The sequence below is a fragment of the Aquimarina algicola genome, assembly GCF_006443095.1.
Classification (GTDB): domain Bacteria; phylum Bacteroidota; class Bacteroidia; order Flavobacteriales; family Flavobacteriaceae; genus Aquimarina; species Aquimarina algicola.
In genome coordinates this window covers 166,931-188,569 of record NZ_VFWZ01000006.1, presented here as the reverse complement: position 1 = coordinate 188,569, position 21,639 = coordinate 166,931, and the positions used below count along the sequence as shown (strand labels likewise).

Here is a 21,639-nt window from a genome sequence, read left to right as displayed (position 1 = left end):
TTCATTTCTTTAGGTTATCGATTTACATATGCTACGATGCTATCGGCATATACTTTTTCGATTTCCAGTTTTTCTTCAATAAACTCCCAATTATCATTTCTTTTTGTAAAATATCCTTTAGAATAGGGTATTCCTGCAGTTCCAAAGTACAAGGACTGAAATTCTAAAACGTAAAATTGTTTCCCATCGTATGCAAAATCAATAGAAACATGGGGTACATCTAGTGTATTAAACACATCCATAGCCAAATCAAACATCCCTATGGGAGCTTCTGCTTCGAGGCCGTAGAGATAGTTGTCGTATCCACCACCACTTGCTTTGATGCCTCTGCCTTTTAGAATAGGGCGTTTAAAAGTGTATAACTTTTCTCCAAAAACATATACTTTCCAATCGTTTTTTAGATCAGGGATAAAATCTTGTACAATAAACTTATCTCTATAAATTGATTCTTTGATATATCCATCATGTTTTAACGCTCTTCCATAATCTTTTAAGTCTTCGAAGTAGTTTCTGGGTTTGCTAAAGGTTTTTACTTTTTTGTAAAGTTCTTCTTTACTTTTTACCAAAGCGACACCGCGCCCTGAGGCCCCTTCAGACTCTTTGAATACACAAGGAAAAGTCAATGTATCTACCCTCATTTGAAGGTCTGCCATAGAGCCAAACACTCTTGATTTTAGGTATGGAGTTATCTCTTTTGCTTCTCGCATAAGCTCCATAAAAGCTTTGTTATTATTTGCCCTTAGATGCTTATAAGCAGGGATCATATGAGCACCGGCTAGCTCTAACCCAAACACAATATCTTCTATATAGGATTTATAACGATACCCTATATCTTCAGAAGAGGTGTATAGTATATTTGTATTTTTCAATTCTGGATCATCAAGATGTACTTCACTTAGGTATTTGAATTCTATTTTGTACCCCAAATCGTTAAAATAATTCGATAGCTTTTCTTTATCCATACCACTTCGGTAAGGGGTATCAAAATGTTTTGATCCAAATTTCTTTTTATAATCGGTTAAGGCAATTATTTTATTCATAGTGGTAGCTGTTTTTAGATTTGGTTTCGGCTTTATTTTGTAATCCGGAAAGAATAGAAAGGACCATTAATAGTGTATCTCTTTCCTTTTCTTTGGTGTAAGGAGACAAAGTATTGAGCATCTTTTTAAGCTTGTCTTGATCAAAATAAGAAGCATGATCCAAAAGGCTTTGGTGATCCTTTTTGTGTGCCAGAACACCCGATATGATCCCCAGGTTATCCAGGTTTGGCGTTTTTACTTTACGCTTAAATCTTTTTAACACAAACGGAAGAATGATCTTATAAAGGTATATAGATTCTCTTACATCTTTTGGTCGGTATCCTTTACCGGTTTTTTGATGATAGATTTTTTTGTTAGTCTTTTTGATAATATCAGTATACAGGTATTGTCCTTTTATTCTTTTTAAAGGGTTTTCTGTAAAAAAATCATTATTTGCCCCTGCATATTGAGTTTGCAAAAGCGCTTTTATAAAATGATAATCCAAAAATGGAGTCCTCACTTTGATATATTGCATTTGAGTACTAATCCATTGTCCAAAGAATTTTCTGAAGATTTCTTCGAATACAAAAATGTAAAATTGCTGATTCAGCGTGAGCTCTTTGTCTAGTGAATCTTTGTATGCAATCAATTCTTCTATGAGTTCTTCTAGTTCTACAGCAAATTCTTCTTTTTGGATGACCTCTAATGTTGGAGAATTGGTGATGTTGTCTTTTAATTCTGAAGCAGATTTACTCGTAAAAATATCTGCAAGTGCCTGAGAAGTTACAGCCCCCGTAAGATGTAGCGCTCTAAATAATTCACTGCCTACAACACCAGATAAGAGATGGTCTGCTTTTTTTGCAATCTCTTTTGTACTGTGTAAAAAATGTGCATAGATAAATCCATTACCGCCAGGAGCATGATGTATATATTCTTTGGCATTAGTATGAAAATACTTTTTCACATATTCCTCATGACTTAAATCAAAATATCGATACTCAATATTTAATTCTTTGGCATTTGCCCGAGGAACCGCAACATCTGCATTTTCTGGTTTCCCAAAAGAAAATGTTTTAAAGTCTTTTTTGAAATGTGTTGCACAACTCACCAAGGTTCTCCCATCAAATCCACTGGTAAAAGCGATATCAAAATGGGTGTCTGGTAAATATTGTTTTGTAGTTTTAATAAAGAGATCACTTAAGTGATCTACTACTTTTGAACCTTTTGTGGGATGCTTTGTGTATAAAGATGTCGTTTCAAAGTGAGATTGTAATGATACTTCGGTATCATCTAGCGTCAAAAAATGATGACATGGTAAGAGTTGAATCTCTTTGTAAAAAGTTCTATTAAAGAAACCGTAGTTAAATAGAAGGCTCTCTAAAATAAACTTTTTGTCAACCGAGAAATCTCTCTGTGAATATTCTGTAATGTAAGCAATTGAAGAAGAGATATATGCTTTGTCTAATGTATAATAAATAGGCATGACATTAAAAAAACTAGTGTATACCCGAATATTATTTCGCTTTACAATTATAGCATAAAAGTTACCTTTTAGTTTTGGGATGTCATCCAGTTCACAACTAAAAAGCGTGGCTTTATCTCCTATATAATCTCCAATAATAATGATTTTTATATCATTATCGATATACTCGGTATATTGATCGTTTTGTAACGATAATACCCAATTAGCTGTAAGTGGGATCTGGTATTGACCAGAGGTATTGTTTGATTTTGATATGATAAAATGAGTCATCATTATAAAAGCCCTCGATTAGATAGTTTAAATAAATTCCACATAAGGATTGCCAAGAATATAAAGCACAGATAGATCATCCAATGTTTTGTTTTTTTTGGATAAGAGGCACTAATACCATCTGCCATAAAAACAAGTAAAAAAGGTAATGCCAAAATTTGAAACCGATCCTGAAAAGAAATTCCTGAAATGGCCAAAATCAAGATATACCCTATTGCAAAACTGGATAAGAAAATCACTCCTTTTTTTCGTTCTCTAATGATTCGAAACAATCCCAAAAACACAAAAAAGTATAGACTATTACGAATTAGCTCATTTTGAAAATGTGCAAATATCCCAAGTTGTGCTTCTTCAAAATCTAATAACGAAGGAAAAGGTGTTACAATTGCCCCCGCAATCAAAAGAGGTGCTATAATGGCTTGTGTATATGATATTCCCCTGGATTCGGCAGCATGCACTAATTCGTTTTCAAATTGATTTTGACTGGCTTCGATAATTGAATCTACGCTCTCCTTCATCCCTAATTGATCGATAACAATGTAGCTTCCGTAGACCAGTAGTATCGATACAAAAATGGAAAGTAAACGATAATGTTTCTTTTTTGTTTTTAGAAAAACAATTTGTAGCAAAATACAGATGAGTAATAAAGGAGCAAGAACAGTTCTAAAATATAGCGTGATCGCGATTTGAAATACAATAAGTCCCAGTAATACAAGAGAAAATTTAGCATCATATATCAACTTTGTTAGTAAATATGCAATGTTGATAATGATAAAGATAACCAGTGTTTCTTTTAGTACCATTGCACCAAACCAAAGGATTGGCGGCATGATCATCATTAATATTCCTGTGAGTCGCGCTCTTTTTTCATCATAAATATATCGTACAACCTGATATATTCTAACTACGGCAAAACTACCAATCAAAACATTAAAAAGTTTTATGACCAAAGGGTATGAGCCAAATACATAATATAGAAATCCGATAACAATAGAAAACCCGTAGTCTGATTCTCCTTTCCAGAATAGTGATAATGTTTTAAAAATACCATCTCCTTTTTCTATAGCCTCGGCAACCAATTTTCCTGATGTGTGGTAATTTACAGAGTCGATAGCACTAATCTCAAAAGGCAAACTTTCAGCATCAAAAAACATCGTCAAGACATACAAGAATACTACTCCTAATACCCTATAAAAAATACTATGTGCAAAAAGACGTATTGTAAAAGATGGTTGATATAACCATGTCTTTGAATAATATGATAATAAAATAAAAAAGGTAAAAATAACGCCTATTCCACCTAAAAGAATAAGGAGTGGCATTGTATATTCGGGAAACAATACGAGATGTAGTGCCAATACCAGAACAGCAAAAGCAATAGATATAGCCGAGTATGCTTTTGTCCAGATCATGATAAGGTGATTTGATCTAATTTTGTTTTGATTGTTATATGATGCTCTATGTTCAAAGCTTATTTTTTCTTTAGTTTTGATTGGATTATCTCCTTGATATCATCCAGTTCTTTGAATTTTAATACATAAGCGCATATGATGTACCCAATAGCACTTGTTATTAACCCCATTGCCAGATATAATGTCTGGTCATCTATAAAACGCCATAAATAGTAACTTATTGAAACAACAATGCCACTTACCAATGCATAAGGCAACATATCTATCAATTGTACAAAACCAGAATACTTGATGAATTTGCCACTATAATAGGCATAGGTAAAAAAACCGATAAAGGAAGCAAACACATATCCTATTGCTATGGTATTGATTCCAAAACGATAGGTGACTGCAATAGCGATGATGGTAAGTATGTTGTTGATGATTTCGAGTTTCAAAAAAAGATCTGATCTTCCTTTGGCATTTATAAAATTACTGTTGATTGCATTTATAGGAAAAAATATCACCCCAATAGACAAAATCTGAAGTAAAATAACAGTAGGCAACCATTTTTCTGTTAGTAAAACCATGACAAGAGGCTCTGCAAAAACAATGAGTACGGTCATCATAGGAAATAACAAAAAGGCAGTGAGCTTTATACTTCTCTTCATTACCTTTTTTACTTGGGTATCGTCATCTATTACATTTACCAACACAGGAAAAGTAACATTTTGCATTACCGTTGTAACAAGAGTAGCTGGTATTTGCTTGAATAAAGTTGCTCTCGTATAATATCCCAGCTCTTCGGATTTATAGACCTTACCAATAACAACAAGGTATATGTTTTGGAAAGCAGAGTATAATAATGTAGAAGCTAAAATTTTAGAACCAAACTCAAAAAGCTTTTTTAAAGCAGGAATACTAAAAATCATAGAAGGCCTCCAATCACTCAATATCCAAAACAGCACTGAAGTCGCAAAATTTCTGGATAAGTACTGTAGTACAAGTGCCCAAACACCAAAATCAGCGAGCGCACAACCAATACCTACTAATGCTCCAACAAGTCCGGCAAGAATATTAACGATTGCCTGTTTTTTGAAATTAATTTTTTTGATGAGTATGGTGCGCTGTATAATAGCTGCAGATGAAATAATAACATTAAGCCCTACTACTTTTACCAAATCGATAAGCAAGGGTTCGCTATAGAAATCTGCTATCAATGGAGCAGAAATATATAGAATCCCGTAAATGACGAGGCTGATTAAAAAATTGAAGAAAAATGTAGTTGAATAATCTACTTGATCAGCATCTTTTTTTTGTATTAATGCTCTACTAAAACCACTTTCTACCAGCGCTTGAGAAATTGTTATAAAAATAGTGATCATCCCTATAAGACCATAATCTTCTGGCAATAGCAATCTTGCGAGAATAATCCCAAATACAAATTGAATGAGCATTGTGGAGGACTTGTCTATACTACTCCAAATGACCCCGCTGGCAGCTTTCTTTTTTAAATGACTCACTTAAGAAAGAATGTTTTCATGATAAATTGTTTATTCAAAATAGCCTTTATCAAACTTATAGTTGGTTAAGAAATTACTGCTTATTTTGGTAGCATCATACTATCTTGAGCAGTGTAAATTTCAGAATCCATAAACGATTATTTTTCACCAATATTTTAGAAGAAATACAATTTTTAAGACTTTTTTATGTTTTTAAGTTATTATGTAACAGATAATTCGTACATGTCACAAACTGATGTTAAAAATTCATTAAAATTAAATCATTTACTAATTTTAATATCTAAAAACATTTTTTGAAACCCAAATAGTTACAATTTAAGATATGCTAAGAAAATTACTCAAACACTAATTTATCTAAATCTTAATTTGTTAATCATGAAAAATGTATTCAAAATCCCAATCTTATTCTTGGTATGTATGGTAGGTATGATGATTGTATCCTGCGAAAATAATTCCCAAGAAGAAATATCCGAAGAAAACAATATAGAATTTCCTGAATCCAAGCTCATTAGTTTTGATGAAATCGAAAAAATGACATCTGGTATCATACCTGGTGAGACTGCTTATAACAAACAAGCATTAAACGCTTCTACAGTTGCAAAAAATGAAGAGAATATCAATTATTATTTTTATGGAAATGTAAGAGAAGGAAGCCGAGCAGGAACAAACCTAAGTGGTGAACTTAATCTTACCGTTACTTTTTATGGAGATGTCTTTAGAGTCTTAAGAGGAAGTTTTGTATCGGGCTCTGGCGAAGTCTCTGAAGCAAGAGGAGCCATTATTGCAGATGGTACTGTATATCTAATATTAGAATTGCCTGATAGTGTATTAGTATATGGTGTAGGTAGAGAAAATCCTGAGAATGGTGGAATTACAGGTAGATTCTCGTTATTTACTACAGATGGTGAAGAAAATAAAGGTTCCTGGATCGCTAATATAAAAGACGTTGCTGCTCCGGGAGATACAATATTAGACTTATTGAGAAATAATAGTAGATTTTCTTTTGCAACATTAGTTGCAGCATTAGAGGCAACAGGTTTGTCATCTACGGTTAGTGGAACGTCTCCTCTTACTGTATTTGCACCAACGGATACTGCTTTTGATGCCCTGGCTACTTTGCCTGATGGAGATGCATTAAGAGATGTATTACTCAATCACGTAGTAGCAGGAAAATTTGATACAAGAGCTATCATAAATAATGCAGTTTTACAAACGCAATTACAAAATAGTAATATTACTATTGATTTTAATGGTAATGGAACTCTGGTTCTTGTAAATGGAACGACACAAATTATCCTTTCGAATATAGAAGCTTCTAACGGATATATTCATGTAATTGATGCTGTTTTGATACCATAATCAAAGAGTAAAAAAATCGTAATTAATAAAAGAATGCCTTGAAGTGATTTCACTTCAAGGCATTCTCTATTTTATATATGTAAACAATTTAGACTTTTGCTCCTAAGCGTTTATATCTCGATTGTTGAGTACAGCTTTTTCTTCATTATAAATAACACGATAGTATGACAGCACCTCATAAACCGCTATCTAATCTGTGATTATTGCCTTTTGGAGTAGTAACGTAGTGGGCAGTTGTACAAAACTACCGGGTTCTTTAACAAATGTGCTGAGCGCTTTAACAAATCTACCTCGATTTTTAACAAATGCAGTACCCCAGCCGACATATTTACTAGGTGTTTTTGCAAAATTTGTACCCCATCCCTGTACAGCAGCAGGAGGGGGTGCTTCTTAAGTAGGGTACCCTACTTAAGAAGTACCCTTACATATGCATATTTAGATATTTTATGGCTGTTTTACCTCTTAACCATTGATCTGCGCTAGGATAGTTGGGTCTTTTATTTTATCGTCTTCTGCTAATAATTTCATTTTAGAAATGATTTCTGCTGATTTAGGATCGTCATCTATAAAGGGTAAAAATAATCGACCTCTATGTTGACTGTGAACGGGGATAATCGATAGTTGTAATCCGTTTTTACTTACAATACCGCTTCCTAAATGAATACTGTACTCAGCAAGTTTCCCTTTTATGGTGATATGGCGCTCTTGTATGGTTACATTTTCTGCCTTAAATAACCTTGCTGTTTCTCTGGCAAGGGCAGCTCTCATTTGCATGGTAGAGTGACTAGCTTCTGGATCGACTCCTCCCACGTGAGCTACACTCACGACCAGATCGATATCACGCATTACTTCACTAAAGGTTACAGGATCAATTTCTTTCAAAGGAATTGCTTTGTACTCTTTTCTAGAATAAAAACTGATATATTCTAGAGTAGGGGCTTCTATATCTGCCGGCGAAAACCAATCTGCCATAGCAAACATGGTTGCGATATACCCTTTTTTGTGATATACTTTTTGTAATCCTTCTTCGTGACTCACTGTCCATCCTCTTGATCTTAATAAAGCAATCGTTTTTTTAGGTTGAATTTGATGGCCTTGATATCTTTCAGACTTTGTGTGTGTTTCAATTTCATCTTGAGTAATGACATATAACTCTCTGAAAATTTGTTTGAAGGGTTGTACTAACTTCACATCAAAAGCATATTTTTGATATAAGTCCCATTCAACATTTTGGTAGAGGTGTGAGGGATGGGCAATGACAAAAGTATCCTTAGTATTAACCTTAATTTTTTCGCCTTTTATATTTTCTAAATGACCATCTTTCCAGAATCCTGATTTTTTATTCTTTTTGTCAAATAAAACCAATTTAGACAACATAGATTTTACAACAGGATGAAGCATAATATTTGTGATCTCTTCACTACTGAATTCTTCTTCTTGTAGCATGGCATTTTCTAGAGAAACACGTGTTCTTGAATATTGTTTTTTTAGATACGTTTTATTTTTTTGTAATTCTTTGACTCTTTTGTCTTTTCTAAGTTTTACCGGGATAGATTTTTGCGTTTTTTTGTCTTTTGTAACTTTTAAATCTGCTTTTCCTTGTTCATCAACAATTAGTGTAATATTTACATTATCAATAGTAAGGTTTGCTTTTTCCATGATTTTTTGGGTAGCTTTTCCTTCCATAGCCCAAGAGAAACGGATACTATCGTCATACCCTGCATTACGAGCAAGGTTGTCTAGAGCAATACTTACTGCATTTTTTTCACTTTCTTGCCTTTGGGCTCCAAACTGCTTACTTTCTTTTAAAAAATCTTGTAAAGTATTATAGCGGTTTAGTAGGTCTTTTTGTGGGTTGGTTTTGCTTAATGGGATCAATCCCAGTGCGCGTACATAATCTTTGTCTCTTTTGTCATTTATTTTGGCAAGTGTCTCTCTAATTTTGATTTCACCAAGCATTACTCCAGAATAAAGCTTTACTAAACGATGCCCATTACCATCTGAAATGTATTTTGCGGCATCATGAAGTAATTTCCAGTTTTGCTTTCCTAATTCGGGATATACATCATAAAACCAATTGATGTCTATAGCGCCTTTGGCAAAATCCATTCGTTCTACACTAGAGTATCTTGAAATAAGAGTTTCTTTTTCGGCATTCATATAATCTGAAGCATGAGCATGAAACCACCATACAGCATCTTCGAGTTTTTCAATGTTTAGAAATTCTTCAATCCAATTTGCCCATTGTGGCGCATATAATGCTGTTTCGACCCATCTTTTTTTCGGTATTTTAGATTTTTTTGCTTCTGCGATAAAACTGGAGAGATCTTCTGTATCATTGGGGATACATTTTTTGATCAAGTTACTGAATGTGTTTTTCTTTGAGTCATGTCCGCTCCAGTAATATCCTCTGTGAAAAGTTTCTTTACCTAATCTTTCTAAAAGTTTAAATAAATAAAAACTGCCTTCTACTTTTTTAAAGTAAGTCATATACAGTGTCGCTTCGGTATTCAAATCTCCTCTCTCTAATTCTACAGCCAGAAGACTTTGTTTAATTTCTTTTAGTGGAGTAGTGGGTAAATCATATTGTTCCAACATTTTTGTTCTATAGTCAAAACTACCATCTAATGCTCTTAAAAGTTCAGAATTGATTAGAATCTGATACTTAAAATCATCATCATTAATCATCCCTTTTTTATATAAGTCCACCGTCATCAGTGTGTCAGGAGTATTTAATTCGAAGGTATTAGGGTTCATCTTGGCAATGGTCTCAATATCTTCGACTTTTTTTGGATGTGCAATCTTATTAGCCATAAGGTACATCTTTAGATTCCAAAACCGTTCTTGTAATTTGTCATCTATTTTATGTCGTAATGACTCTGTAAGTCTTGTTGATGTTGTTATGCCTAAATTTTCGATAATATCAAACCAATATGTTTCTATTTGACTCCATTGGTCTTTGTGAACTATTTTAGTCTTTAATTCCTTGGGCATTCTTGCGATCATGTCTTCTAATACATCAATTTTAAATTGAAAAGCCGTAGTGTGATCAGCATATGCTTCATATAAAAAGGATAGTATGGTATGAATTTTTTTATTTATAGTATCCCATCTATAAGAAGTATCAAGATGTAAGCCTTTGACTTCAGGAATGTATTGTTTTGCAAACGGAACAAAATCTTTATAATTACCAAATGGATTTGTAAAATGATAACAATAATGCATAGCTGCTAACATTTCAAAATCATTAAGGTTATATTTCTCATACCAATCTTGCCAAACTGATGCTAGAGGTAGGTATTTGACCTTGTCTTTTGGGTCCATTGTATAGGCATCAGGATTAGTCAAACCAACAGCATTGCTCAATAATACGATTTGTTTAGAACCGCCTCCATAAAATACTTCATATTCAAAGTTTTGATTGCCGGTAAAGCGCTCGATAAGGTTGTTTACAGCATTAGCTATTTTGTTACTGTCTATCAAATTATCGAAAAGAAAATGTTGTTTTTGTGATAGTTTTGAAACTGCTTGAGAAAGTAAGGATTTTTTGTGCTTATCAAAGATAATTTGCGGAGTTATCAAGGGTTTTAAATTGGCATAATCGATAACTCCAAAACCATTTGCGAATGACGAATTTGTATTGTTTTTAGAGAATTTATCTAAGAAAACATTCTCATTTTTAGACAGCTTCGATTTTTTACTATAGGTATCTACTTTGTCTGTTACAAATGCTGTCATTCTTTGTTCTTCATGCAATACGGTCAATATCTCAAGTGCTGCTAGTCTTTGATCAATTTTAGAAGAATCAATAAGAGTGTCTGTAGTAGTCTGTATTTTTTGTTCGTTTTGTTTTAGGATCAATCGAATAATACTTTCTCGTAATGCTTTGCCTTTTCTGGACAAAAGATCTTCGAGCACTTGCATATCGGTATTATTGAGCTCCAGAGATTCAAAAAGATGAATCCCTGTTGACATAACCGATTCATTTCTGTCTTTGATAGTTTGATAGATCAAGTCTCTTTTCCAGGGTTCATTTTTGAGATCTATTTTTTTGATCTTTTCATTATTGTGTGTTTGGTTATAATACCATCTATAATGATTTGGAAATACCTTGTTGATAAATGTCTGCCTGTTTTCTGAAGGGATTTGACTTATGTCTTTTGAGAGTAGTTTGATTTGTTCTGTATTCGCATAGGAGATTAAGAAATTATAGAAAAACCCGGGATTGATTGTATATGATATCCAAGAAAAAATTTGGCCTTGTATTGATTTTCCTTTGGAAGGTAAATCATCTCCATGTTTTTTAATTTTTGTGAAAAGAGAAGTATCTATATCTGGTTTTTGAGGAACAGTATGAAGTACCCAAAAATCAATTTCTAGATCATTTCCAAAGTTTTCTTTGATCCAACTCCAAATTTTAGAGTTTGCTCTTTCTGTTTGAGAGATAAACATGCAGGCAAGAATTTTTTTGTCTTTAGGGCCATTATAAATAATATCGATAGCTTTTAAGTTTGCTTGATCAACATCTACTAGTGCAATACACCATAATGCGACATAAACTTGGAGATTATCTTCACTTTGCAAAGCATTTTCTATCAATTTTTGATCATTAAAAAAAGCTATACATAATTCTAATACTCTTTTTATAGTTGCACTTTTGGGGGCTTCCCACCCAAATCCAAACCAGGTGTCGATAGCTCGTATTACACTACTAAAGCGCATTAAGTTGTGTTCTAAAATCACATGTATAAAATGTTGAAGCGCCCCTACAGAAGTCTCGTCTAGAGATTCTAGTATGGTTTGTCTTAAGCCCTCTTGGCGTTGTGCTGCGAGAAGAAGATCTTCTACTAATTTCCAGTTTTTAGGATCTTCAGTCAATAATAATCCTTTGATCAAACTTCTGGTGACACCACCAATCTCATCTTCTCCCTGAAAAATGTCTTTGATAAGATTGTATAATTCTTCTGATCTGCTACTATGGTTTAAAAACGAAGCAAAGACGTATGCGTTATTACTATAATATGACGGATTGTATACATCATATTGAGCAAGTTCTAGAATAGTAAGGCCAGAATACCCTTGAATTCCTGTGAGATATAGATTTTGGAGATTACTGATTTGATTGGTCGTATATCGTTGGGTAGGTTTGGATCTAAATGATCTGCGCGTGTAACTATTTTGATAGGGGGTGATAAGGATTAAATCCCAAATATGAGGAATAAGATCTGCTTGTTCTTTTCCAAAAAGTAATACTGCTAGTTTTTTACCCTCTGCCTCTTTCCAGGGATTTATTAAAGGGTTATCTCCGAATTTTTCAACAAAGTCAGTAACACCTGAGGCATAAGGAGAGTTGATTCTTTTATATTTTTGGTATAGCTGCGTGATGATCAATCCAAGTATTTTATATTTTTCACTAAAACTTTCGAGATCACTAATTTTTATTTTAGGTGTTTTTTTGCTTTCTATAAAAGCTTGAGCCTGCTTTTCTTTGATCATTGTGTTTTTTGTTTACCTAATAATAAGTTCCTGTTAAAAATGTCATTCTTAAAAAAGTAATTGTATCCTCTGGGGTAAGTGTAATTTGTTTTTCGAGTGATTTGATCTCTTGATCATCTATGAATACTAAAAATAATCCATCTCTATACCCTTGTATCGCTGTTTCTGCATGCGTTTTAATATCCGCTTGATCAAAATTATATTTATCATTAAAGCCAATTTTGCCGGTTTCAGATTGCTTTTGGATTTCTGATGGGGTTAAAAAAGGGAGTAGTTGATTGTCTTCTCTTGTTTTGTTAAAACGTGCGATTTCGCTTTTAACGCATGCTACTATTAAATCCTGTAGGGTGTTAATTGGTTCTTTGACTTCTATACTAGAGGTGTATACTTTCTTTTTACCGAGACGCTTTAAACTAATTTTGAACTCTTGCATTTTTAATAAAGACAATTTTTCTTTGTTGAAGGTAAGGTTTTTAAAAAATATAAAAGTGCTGTTGTATCTTAAAAAGAGGTTAAATGGTGTATGTGTAGTATAAAATCGTTTGTAGTAATTCTTTTGAAAAGTGAAAAATATAGCATTAAAAAAGCCTTAACTTATTTAAGTTAAGGCTTTGTTTTGCTCCCCCTCTTGGGCTCGAACCAAGGACCCTTTGATTAACAGTCAAATGCTCTAACCAACTGAGCTAAGGAGGAATTTATGTTTACAATCGAGAAGTGTTTTTCTCTTTTTGCGAGTGCAAATATATACTATTTTTTATATCTCAAAAAGTTTTTTTTTACTTTTTTAAAATTTTATTCGAATATCGCTTTATAAATATCATTACCATTGGCAAATAATAACAATGTAATCAAAATTACAAAACCAACAAGTTGCGCATATTCCATAAACTTATCGTTTGGTTTTCTACCAGCTATTATTTCATATAATAGAAACATTACATGACCACCATCTAATGCAGGAATAGGTAGAATATTCATAAAAGCTAATATGATAGAGATAAAAGCAGTTGTACTCCAAAAAGCACCCCAGTTCCATTGGTCAGGAAATAATCCACCAATCGCTCCAAAACCACCAACTCCTTTGTATGCTCCGGTTTCTGGGTTGAAGATTTTTTTCATCTGTTTTACATAACTACTTAGCGTAGAAATACCCTTGTCAACCCCGGCAGGGATGGCTTCAAAAAATGAATAATTTATTTTTTCGATATCCAAAAAACCTCTTTTGTCTAATTCTTCGAGGTTGATGTTTCTGATCACTCCTATTTTTCCATCTTCATTTACTTTGGCTGAGATTGTTTTTTCTGTGCCATTAGTTTCTCGCACTAGAAAACTTACTGAACCTTTTTTATTTTGATCGATTATAGGGGTCATCTCATCAAGATATGTTACGCTCTTACCATTGATCCCTATTATTTCATCACCTTCTTTAAGATCAATCCCAACATTATGAGATTCTTTTGGTACTTCTTGAATGATAAAAGGTACACGTGGTTCTATAAAAGAAGTTTTATCATCAATTTCTAATAATTTTGCAATAAAGTCAACAGGGATTTGTTGTTCTATCGTTTTTCCATCTCTAATAATAGTAAGTGTATTACCATTTATAATCTCTAGAGGAAGTTTACTAAATTCTTCGACAGCTTCTCCATCTACAGCAATAATATTATCTCCTGTTTGGATGCCTAGTTTATCACCAATTTCTGTATTAGATACATGAAATCCGTCCTTTAAACTATCTGCTTTGATATAACGATCTCCGTATGTATAAGCAATACCAATATAAATGATAATGGCAAGTATAAAATTAACAGTTACTCCTCCTAGCATAATAATTAAACGCTGCCAGGCTGGCTTTGATCTAAACTCCCAGGGTTGCGGGGGTCCGGCCATTTGCTCTTTGTCCATGCTCTCGTCTATCATACCTGCAATTTTGACATAGCCACCAAGAGGTAACCATCCAATACCATAAACGGTTTCACCTATTTTCTTTTTGAATAAAGAAAATTTGACATCAAAAAACAGGTAAAATTTTTCTACCCTTGTCTTAAAAAGTTTGGCAGGAATAAAATGTCCTAATTCGTGCAGAACGATCAGGATTGATAAACTTAACAATAATTGTGTAGCTTTTATAAAAAATGGACTCATAGGTCGTTTTTCAAAATTAAATCACGCAAAAGTAACCTTTTAGAAGTGTATATAAAAAAAAAGTGCTGTACAGTTCTGTATATTTAGTATTTTTTTAATCAAAGGGATAGTTATAATCATGGATAAACCTTTTAATTTTGCATCCAGAATTAAGGATTATGCTTCAATTTTTTGCCAAATACAAGTTTTTTGCAGTTGTACTTTTTATACTTTCTGCAATTATCATTTCAATTATTTATTCAATTCTTAAACCCAATAGAACTTTACCTGTATACGAACCGGATATGGTTAATACTGAATTGGTAGATAGTACAGTACAATACATCAGAAAATATCATAAAATAGCAGACTTTAGTTTGATCAATCAGAACGGACAAAGAATTACTCAAGAAAACTATAAAGATAAAATCTATGTAGCTGATTTTTTCTTTACTACTTGTCAAACCATTTGCCCTATTATGACGGGGCATATGAAAGAGATTCAAGATCGATTAAAAGATGATCAAGAAGTATTACTACTATCACATTCTGTAACACCTAAAATAGATGATGTAAACCGGTTAAAGAAATATGCAATTAAAAAAGGGGTGGATGATACAAGATGGAATCTTGTAACAGGAGATAAAAAGCAAATTTATGATCTGGCAAGAAAATCGTATTTGGCAGCCAAATCTGATGGAGATGGCGGCCCCTATGATATGGTACATACCGAAAATTTTGTGTTGGTCGACAAAAAAAAGAGAATAAGAGGGTTTTATGATGGTACTGATCCAGAAGCTATAGATCAACTTATGGAGGATATTAATGTTTTGAAAAATGAAGGAAGATAGGACTTATCTATAGCGCTTTTGTTTTTTATTATGACAATTTAATGCTTCAATACAGTTTTTTCTACTATTTTTGCTTTGTTTAAAATTAATCTAAATAAATACTTGAAGACTACAATTGCTACACTTAGGAGGGGACAACGTGCTTTGATCAAAGAAATTACTTCAGATAATATTCCTCTTAAGTTATTAGAAATGGGTTGTTTGCCGGGAAATGAAGTGAAGTTGGTTCGTACAGCTCCTTTCGAATGTCCAATGTACCTTGTCGTAAATGGGAGTCATCTAGCAATCCGTAAAGAAATTGCAGCACAGATTGAAGTTCAGATTATTTAAGTAGTTTTCTTTATGGCAAAGCAAATTAAAGTTTCACTTATCGGAAACCCAAATACTGGTAAAACCTCTGTTTTTAATTTACTCACAGGATTAAATCAACGAGTAGGAAATTATCCTGGTATTACTGTAGAGAAAAAAGAAGGAGTTTGTAAGTTAAATAATGGCACAAAGGCTCATATCTTGGATCTACCCGGTACATATAGCCTTAATGCATCATCATTAGACGAAAATGTAGTTATTGAAGTACTTCTTAACAAAAAGAATAAATACTTTCCTGATGTTGCAGTAGTGGTTACAGATGTAGAAAATCTGAAAAGAAACTTACTCTTATTTACACAAATTAAAGATTTAGAAATCCCTACAATTTTAGTCATTAATATGGCTGATAGAATGAGTCGAAAGGGGATTTCATTGGATATTCCTACACTTGAAAAAGAATTAGATACCAAAATTGCTTTGATCAGCGCTCGTAAAGAACAAGGTATAGAACAACTCAAAAAATGTATTGAGCAGTATGCAACATTGTCTCAGGCTCCTTGCTTAGACCCTTTATCTTTTGAGCCGGATTATTTTAGTAGATTACAGAAAGCATTTCCAAACCAATCTTTATATAAGTTATGGCTGGTTATTACTCAGGATGTTAATTTTAGAAAAGTTAACAAGCAAGAAATTACTATAGATCCTGATTTTAAAATAAAAACAGAAAGTGAGTTAAAGAGACTTCAGCAAAAAGAAACCATCAAGAGGTATCAGTTTATCAATGCTGTTCTTAAAAAAGGGTTTACGATCGACAAATCCACGGCAACTGGTTTTAGTGCACAATTAGATGAAATATTAACTCATAAAGTTTTTGGCTATATCATATTTTTTATGATCCTTTTATTAATTTTTCAAGCTATTTATGGCTGGACTTCCTATCCAATGGATTTGATTGATGAAGGATTTGCATGGTTAAGCGAAACTGCCAAAGCTAATTTGCCCTCAGGACCATTTGTAGATTTGATTACCGACGGGATTATACCGGGATTGGGTGGCGTAGTAATTTTTATTCCTCAGATTGCGTTTTTGTTTCTATTGATCTCAATTCTTGAAGAAAGTGGATATATGAGTCGTGTTGTCTTTTTGATGGATCGATTAATGCGTAAATTTGGATTAAGTGGTAAAAGTGTTGTGCCATTAATTTCTGGTACAGCCTGTGCTATTCCAGCGGTAATGGCAACAAGAAATATAGAGAATTGGAAAGAGCGTCTCATAACAATTCTTGTTGTACCATTTACAACTTGTGCCGCGAGATTACCGGTATATTTGATTATTATTTCGTTGGTAATTCCTGATGAAAAAATAGGTTGGGTGTTTGGTTACCAGAGCCTTACTTTAATGTTTTTATATCTTCTTGGATTTATTACTGCCGTAGGATCAGCATGGCTATTAAATAAAATATTAAAAATTAAAAGTAAGTCGTATTTTGTTGTCGAAATGCCAGGATACAAAGTTCCATTATTCAAAAATGTAGCTATTAATGTCATCGAGAAAACCAAAGCTTTTGTATTTGATGCCGGTAAAATTATACTCGCGATTTCAATTGTACTTTGGGTATTAGCAAGTTTTGGTCCAAACGATAAGTTCAACAAAGCAGAAGAAACAGTTACTCAACAATATAATGATCTCTCTGAAGAAGAATTAGAAAATAAAATTGCTTCTCATAAATTAGAATACTCTTTTATCGGATATGCCGGGAAAGCTATCGAACCGATAGTTGCCCCTTTGGGATATGATTGGAAAATTGGGATTGGTATTATAAGTTCTTTTGCAGCGAGAGAAGTATTTGTTGGTACTTTGGCAACAATCTATAGTGTAGGTAGTGATGATGAAGGTACGATTAAAAATAAAATGGCATCAGAAGTAAATTTGGTCACAGGAGGGCCTTTATTTAACCTTGCTAGTGGTCTCTCGTTATTGTTGTTTTATGCTTTTGCTATGCAATGTATGAGCACATTAGCAATTGTAAAAAGAGAAACCAACGGTTGGAAATGGCCAACTATTCAATTGGTTTCAATGAGTGCTTTAGCGTACGTTGCTGCGTTAATAATATATCAAATCTTAAAATAAATTATTTAAGTTTTAGTATCTTTAAACGACAAATAATAATATGAATTTAATCATACAAAACATATTAGTAATTATAGTAGTCTCTATAGCTGTGGGTTTTCTTATAAAAAAATTTATATGGAGCCCTGCATTATTTTCTTCTTCAAAAAAGAAATCTTCAAAATCTTGTGGTAGTTCTGGTTGTGGGTGCCATTAAGAGATGTTATCTTTTAAACCATTTTAATGGAGTACTACTTATAAGATAAACTCCAACGAAGATTAATACACAAGCTAACAATTTGTAGACCGTTATGTCTCCCTTATATTGACTATCAATAACAATATATGATACAATTGCTACCAAAATCATAGCAACAGCAGGTTGCACATAAATATAGCTACTGGCAACAGTAGGTTTTACATATTGTAATGCAAACATGTTGAGTAAATAGGCAATAAAAGTGGGGCCTACAATTACATATAACAGAGAGGTCCAATGAGTAGTTTCAAAAGTTGAAAAATCGGTTTTAATTAACTTTTCTACACAAAAAGGAAACATAAATATAAACCCAAACAAAAATGTCCATATGATTACTGTAATAGGTTTATATTTTGCCATCATTGGTTTAACGATAACAAGGTAAAAAGCAAAGGCAAGCGCATTTATACAGATAAATAAATTTCCCAATAAAGAGCCTGTACCCAAACCAGAATTGCCTAAGTAAATCAATAGAACAGCTCCTGCACCTCCTATTGATATTCCTAATATTCGTTGAATAGTTAGAGGTTCTTTGAGTATAAAACGACTAATAATCACTGTAAAAATTGGCATTGCCGTTATGATAATCGCAGCATCTACAGGAGAGGTCAAACTCAACCCATTCATAGAAAAAAACTGATTGGTCGCTACTCCCAAAAAACCACACAATGCCAAACGAGGAATATCTTTTCTGTCAACTTTTTCTTTGATAAAAAACTTGAGGAACAAAAATAACAAGCCTGCCCCACTGATTCTCAAAAAAACTAAGGCAGAAGCTTCGATTTTATTCGGCATTAAACCTTTTGCAATTAGATAATTCGCTCCGTATACCATGTTTACACTCAGCAGTGCAAGATGAGCTTTTGTTTTATTAGAAACCATTACGCTAAGGTAGTAAAACTTATAGTCTCAAAAATTGGTTGCCAATAAAGATTTCTTATCGTCTCAAAAATAATAAACCTTAAAAAATAGAGGTTTATCTCTGGATTTTTGGGTTTTGTCAATTCTAGAAGAAGAACACCTTGTGACTCCTATAGTTTTGATCAAAACTTATATTATGAAATGTTATAAGAAAAGATGGTTATTCATACTTTTTCTGTGTGGTTTTATCTCTATTTACGCACAAGAGAGCGCTACGTTAAGTGGCTATGTCAAAAATGGAGCAAATAGTGAAGATTTACTGGGTGTAACAGTATTGGTAGGAACTGATCGAGGTACAGTAACAAATGATTATGGTTTTTATTCGATTACCTTGCCAAAAGGCACGTATACTGTGACAGTAAGTTATTTGGGTTTTGAAGACATTACAAAAGAAGTTGTTCTTGATAAAAATCAAAAGATTGATTTTATGCTCGAAGAAAAAATCGGAGTCCTAGACGAAGTCGTCGTTACTTCTAATAGAGCAAGCAAGGCAGTGAAATCTACAGAAATGAGTGTGGTTTCTTTAAAATCTGAAACGATAAACAAATTACCTACCATATTAGGAGAACCTGATATCCTAAAATCGATTCAGTTATTACCCGGGGTATCCAGTGTTAATGAAGGTTCATCAGGATTTAATGTAAGAGGAGGGTCAGCAGATCAAAACCTAATATTGCTTGATGAGGCTACGATCTATAATGCCTCACATCTATTTGGTTTTTTTTCTGTGTTTAATACAGATGCGATTAAGGATATTAAATTGTACAAAGGCGGTATCCCTTCTGTATATGGAGGGCGTCTTTCTTCTGTATTGGATATTAGACAAAGAGAAGGAAATAGAAAAGAGTTTAATGGCGAATTAGGTATAGGATTGATCTCAAGCAAAGGCTTGATAGAAGGACCTCTGTTCAAAGGAGATAATGAAGAGGGAAAAGGAGGATATATGATTGCGGGAAGACGATCGTATGTAGATTTGTTTACTTTTTTATCAAGTGAATTTGATGATACAACCTTGTTTTTTTATGACCTTAACCTAAAGGCAAACTATTCGATAAATGATAATAATAGGTTATTCTTATCAGGTTATTTTGGTAGAGATCGATTTGAGATCGATGATTTTCTGGGAACTATATGGGGTAATGCTTCTGGAACACTTAGATGGACAAGTATATTAAGCGAAAAGTTATTTTTACAAACTTCTGCTATTTTTAGTAATTATGACTATAGCCTGGACAACCTTAGAGGGGGTTCTGAGTTTAGATGGAACTCAAATATTCTTAATTATAACCTTAAACCCAAATTGAATTGGTTTATCAATTCAAACAATACGTTAACTACAGGCCTTGATATTACGTACTATAATTTTGAGCCCGGAGAGATCAAATCTTTAAATGGGTCGAATGTAAACCCCGAGAAATTTCAAGAAAACTTTGCCTTAGAATCAGCAGCATATGTTGATTTTAAACAAACGATTTCAGATAAACTAAGTTTTCAATACGGGGCTAGAGTATCAAATTTTAAAAGACTGGGAAGAGAAAATGTAAGAATATATGAAAATGGGACTCCGCTAACCTATAATCCAATACTAGATAGATATGAAACGAATCAGGTGATTGATGAAATTTCATACGGATCAGGAAAAACAATACAAGATTTTTATGGATTCGAACCAAGGTTTTCTGCTCGGTATTTGATTAATGATTATAATTCAATTAAGTTGAGTTATAACAGAATGTATCAATACATTCACTTGATCTCTAATACTACATCAGCAACTCCATTAGATGTATGGGCACCAAGTGGTACATACTTGGATCCACAATATGCAGATCAAATTGCACTTGGTTATTTTAGGTCATTTAATGATAATGCATATGATTTTAATGCAGAAGTGTATTACAAATCAATGAATGATGTTACTGATTTTGTTGATGGTGCAGATCTGTTATTTACCGAAGAAATAGAAACCGAAACTGTACAAGGGGATGCCAGAGCCTATGGGTTTGAACTACAAGTTAATAAAAATAAAGGAGCATTAACAGGATGGTTAAGTTATACTTTGGCGCGAACAGAACGTAAAATATTAGGGATCAATAATAATGAATATTATCCCAGTAATAGTGACCAATTACATGAGCTTAATTTGGTAGGGTTATATAAGCTTAATGATCGATGGGATTTTGGAGCTAATTTTGTTTTTGGATCAGGAAGACCTGTTACGTATCCAACAGGACAATACGAACAAAACGGATTGGTTGTGGCAGATTATGAAAATAGAAATGGAGATCGACTACCCGCCTATCATAGACTTGATATTTCTGCTACACTGAATCCCAAAAAAGGAAAAAAAGGAAAATGGATTTTTAGTTTGGCAAACGTGTATAACAGGCAAAATGCAGCGTCTATTTTTTTCAGAGAGATCAGTGAAGTAGGGGATCAGGAAATTGCAACCGGAGAGACAGAAGCTACAAAACTCTCTTTCTTTGGCATCGTACCCAGTGTTACTTATCAATTTAAATTTTAGG

Annotated in this window: 15 protein-coding genes and 1 tRNA gene; 7 read left to right on the top strand and 9 right to left on the bottom strand. The window is 33.2% G+C overall.

What is annotated here, in order from left to right:
• Positions 1–14: 14 nt before the first annotated feature.
• From FHK87_RS18690 to FHK87_RS18675, 4 genes are read right to left on the bottom strand one after another with little or no spacing between them, the layout of a single operon-like run.
• A complete protein-coding gene (locus FHK87_RS18690; protein ID WP_140595298.1) occupies positions 15–1,040 on the bottom strand; it encodes an ATP-grasp domain-containing protein in 1,026 nt (341 codons plus the stop codon).
• Positions 1,033–2,775: an asparagine synthase-related protein gene (locus tag FHK87_RS18685; protein WP_140595297.1), complete on the bottom strand. Its 1,743-nt coding sequence runs from the start codon at positions 2,773–2,775 to the stop codon at positions 1,033–1,035. Before FHK87_RS18685 ends, FHK87_RS18690 begins: the two co-directional genes overlap by 8 nt.
• On the bottom strand, positions 2,775–4,184 hold the full coding sequence (locus FHK87_RS18680) for a glycosyltransferase family 39 protein (protein ID WP_140595296.1): 1,410 nt from the start codon (positions 4,182–4,184) through the stop codon (positions 2,775–2,777). Before FHK87_RS18680 ends, FHK87_RS18685 begins: the two co-directional genes overlap by 1 nt.
• Positions 4,185–4,243: 59 nt before the next feature.
• On the bottom strand, positions 4,244–5,686 hold the full coding sequence (locus tag FHK87_RS18675; protein ID WP_140595295.1) for a lipopolysaccharide biosynthesis protein: 1,443 nt from the start codon (positions 5,684–5,686) through the stop codon (positions 4,244–4,246).
• A gap of 375 nt (positions 5,687–6,061) precedes the next feature.
• Here FHK87_RS18675 and FHK87_RS18670 point away from each other — a divergent pair, with 375 nt between their 5' ends.
• Together FHK87_RS18670 and FHK87_RS18665 are read left to right on the top strand one after the other, a co-directional pair.
• Positions 6,062–7,045, top strand: coding sequence for a fasciclin domain-containing protein (locus FHK87_RS18670; RefSeq protein WP_140595294.1), 984 nt, complete (start codon positions 6,062–6,064; stop codon positions 7,043–7,045).
• A 196-nt stretch (positions 7,046–7,241) separates the two neighbouring features.
• Positions 7,242–7,439: a hypothetical protein gene (locus FHK87_RS18665; protein ID WP_140595293.1), complete on the top strand. Its 198-nt coding sequence runs from the start codon at positions 7,242–7,244 to the stop codon at positions 7,437–7,439.
• A gap of 68 nt (positions 7,440–7,507) precedes the next feature.
• Here FHK87_RS18665 and FHK87_RS18660 read toward each other — a convergent pair whose 3' ends face one another.
• The 4 genes from FHK87_RS18660 to rseP all read right to left on the bottom strand — a co-directional run bounded on the left by FHK87_RS18660 (position 7,508) and on the right by rseP (position 14,686).
• A complete protein-coding gene (locus tag FHK87_RS18660) occupies positions 7,508–12,541 on the bottom strand; it encodes a DUF4132 domain-containing protein (RefSeq protein WP_140595292.1) in 5,034 nt (1,677 codons plus the stop codon).
• 16 nt (positions 12,542–12,557) lie between these two features.
• Entirely contained in the window at positions 12,558–12,974 is a 417-nt protein-coding gene (locus FHK87_RS18655; RefSeq protein ID WP_140595291.1) for a hypothetical protein, read from the bottom strand.
• 186 nt (positions 12,975–13,160) lie between these two features.
• Positions 13,161–13,234, bottom strand: a tRNA-Asn gene (locus FHK87_RS18650).
• Positions 13,235–13,333: 99 nt separating this feature from the next.
• Positions 13,334–14,686, bottom strand: a complete 1,353-nt coding sequence (gene rseP / locus FHK87_RS18645; protein ID WP_140595290.1) for an RIP metalloprotease RseP — start codon at positions 14,684–14,686, stop codon at positions 13,334–13,336.
• 158 nt (positions 14,687–14,844) lie between these two features.
• Here rseP and FHK87_RS18640 point away from each other — a divergent pair, with 158 nt between their 5' ends.
• The 4 genes from FHK87_RS18640 to FHK87_RS26365 all read left to right on the top strand — a co-directional run bounded on the left by FHK87_RS18640 (position 14,845) and on the right by FHK87_RS26365 (position 18,151).
• A complete protein-coding gene (locus tag FHK87_RS18640; RefSeq protein ID WP_140595289.1) occupies positions 14,845–15,516 on the top strand; it encodes an SCO family protein in 672 nt (223 codons plus the stop codon).
• Positions 15,517–15,618: 102 nt separating this feature from the next.
• Positions 15,619–15,846, top strand: coding sequence for a FeoA family protein (locus FHK87_RS18635; protein ID WP_140595288.1), 228 nt, complete (start codon positions 15,619–15,621; stop codon positions 15,844–15,846).
• A 12-nt stretch (positions 15,847–15,858) separates the two neighbouring features.
• On the top strand, positions 15,859–17,955 hold the full coding sequence (gene feoB, locus FHK87_RS18630) for a ferrous iron transport protein B (protein WP_140595287.1): 2,097 nt from the start codon (positions 15,859–15,861) through the stop codon (positions 17,953–17,955).
• A 40-nt stretch (positions 17,956–17,995) separates the two neighbouring features.
• Entirely contained in the window at positions 17,996–18,151 is a 156-nt protein-coding gene (locus tag FHK87_RS26365; RefSeq protein ID WP_226294323.1) for a hypothetical protein, read from the top strand.
• 6 nt (positions 18,152–18,157) lie between these two features.
• Here the strand turns inward: FHK87_RS26365 and FHK87_RS18625 are convergent, their stop codons facing one another.
• Complete coding sequence (locus FHK87_RS18625; protein ID WP_140595286.1) at positions 18,158–19,075, bottom strand: DMT family transporter; 918 nt, start codon at positions 19,073–19,075, stop codon at positions 18,158–18,160.
• A gap of 175 nt (positions 19,076–19,250) precedes the next feature.
• Here FHK87_RS18625 and FHK87_RS18620 point away from each other — a divergent pair, with 175 nt between their 5' ends.
• The gene (locus tag FHK87_RS18620) at positions 19,251–21,638 is read left to right on the top strand and encodes a TonB-dependent receptor (protein WP_140595285.1); all 2,388 of its coding nucleotides are present in this window, start codon (positions 19,251–19,253) and stop codon (positions 21,636–21,638) included.
• The last annotated feature ends 1 nt before the right edge of the window (position 21,639 follow it).

Coding starts and splice junctions, on each gene's coding strand:
- FHK87_RS18690 (WP_140595298.1), bottom strand. CDS start 1,040: ATGAATAAAATAATTGCCTTAACCGATTATAAAAAGAAATTTGGATCA.
- FHK87_RS18685 (WP_140595297.1), bottom strand. CDS start 2,775: ATGATGACTCATTTTATCATATCAAAATCAAACAATACCTCTGGTCAA.
- FHK87_RS18680 (WP_140595296.1), bottom strand. CDS start 4,184: ATGATCTGGACAAAAGCATACTCGGCTATATCTATTGCTTTTGCTGTT.
- FHK87_RS18670 (WP_140595294.1), top strand. CDS start 6,062: ATGAAAAATGTATTCAAAATCCCAATCTTATTCTTGGTATGTATGGTA.
- FHK87_RS18660 (WP_140595292.1), bottom strand. CDS start 12,541: ATGATCAAAGAAAAGCAGGCTCAAGCTTTTATAGAAAGCAAAAAAACA.
- FHK87_RS18655 (WP_140595291.1), bottom strand. CDS start 12,974: ATGCAAGAGTTCAAAATTAGTTTAAAGCGTCTCGGTAAAAAGAAAGTA.
- rseP (WP_140595290.1), bottom strand. CDS start 14,686: ATGAGTCCATTTTTTATAAAAGCTACACAATTATTGTTAAGTTTATCA.
- FHK87_RS18640 (WP_140595289.1), top strand. CDS start 14,845: ATGCTTCAATTTTTTGCCAAATACAAGTTTTTTGCAGTTGTACTTTTT.
- feoB (WP_140595287.1), top strand. CDS start 15,859: ATGGCAAAGCAAATTAAAGTTTCACTTATCGGAAACCCAAATACTGGT.
- FHK87_RS26365 (WP_226294323.1), top strand. CDS start 17,996: ATGAATTTAATCATACAAAACATATTAGTAATTATAGTAGTCTCTATA.
- FHK87_RS18625 (WP_140595286.1), bottom strand. CDS start 19,075: ATGGTTTCTAATAAAACAAAAGCTCATCTTGCACTGCTGAGTGTAAAC.
- FHK87_RS18620 (WP_140595285.1), top strand. CDS start 19,251: ATGAAATGTTATAAGAAAAGATGGTTATTCATACTTTTTCTGTGTGGT.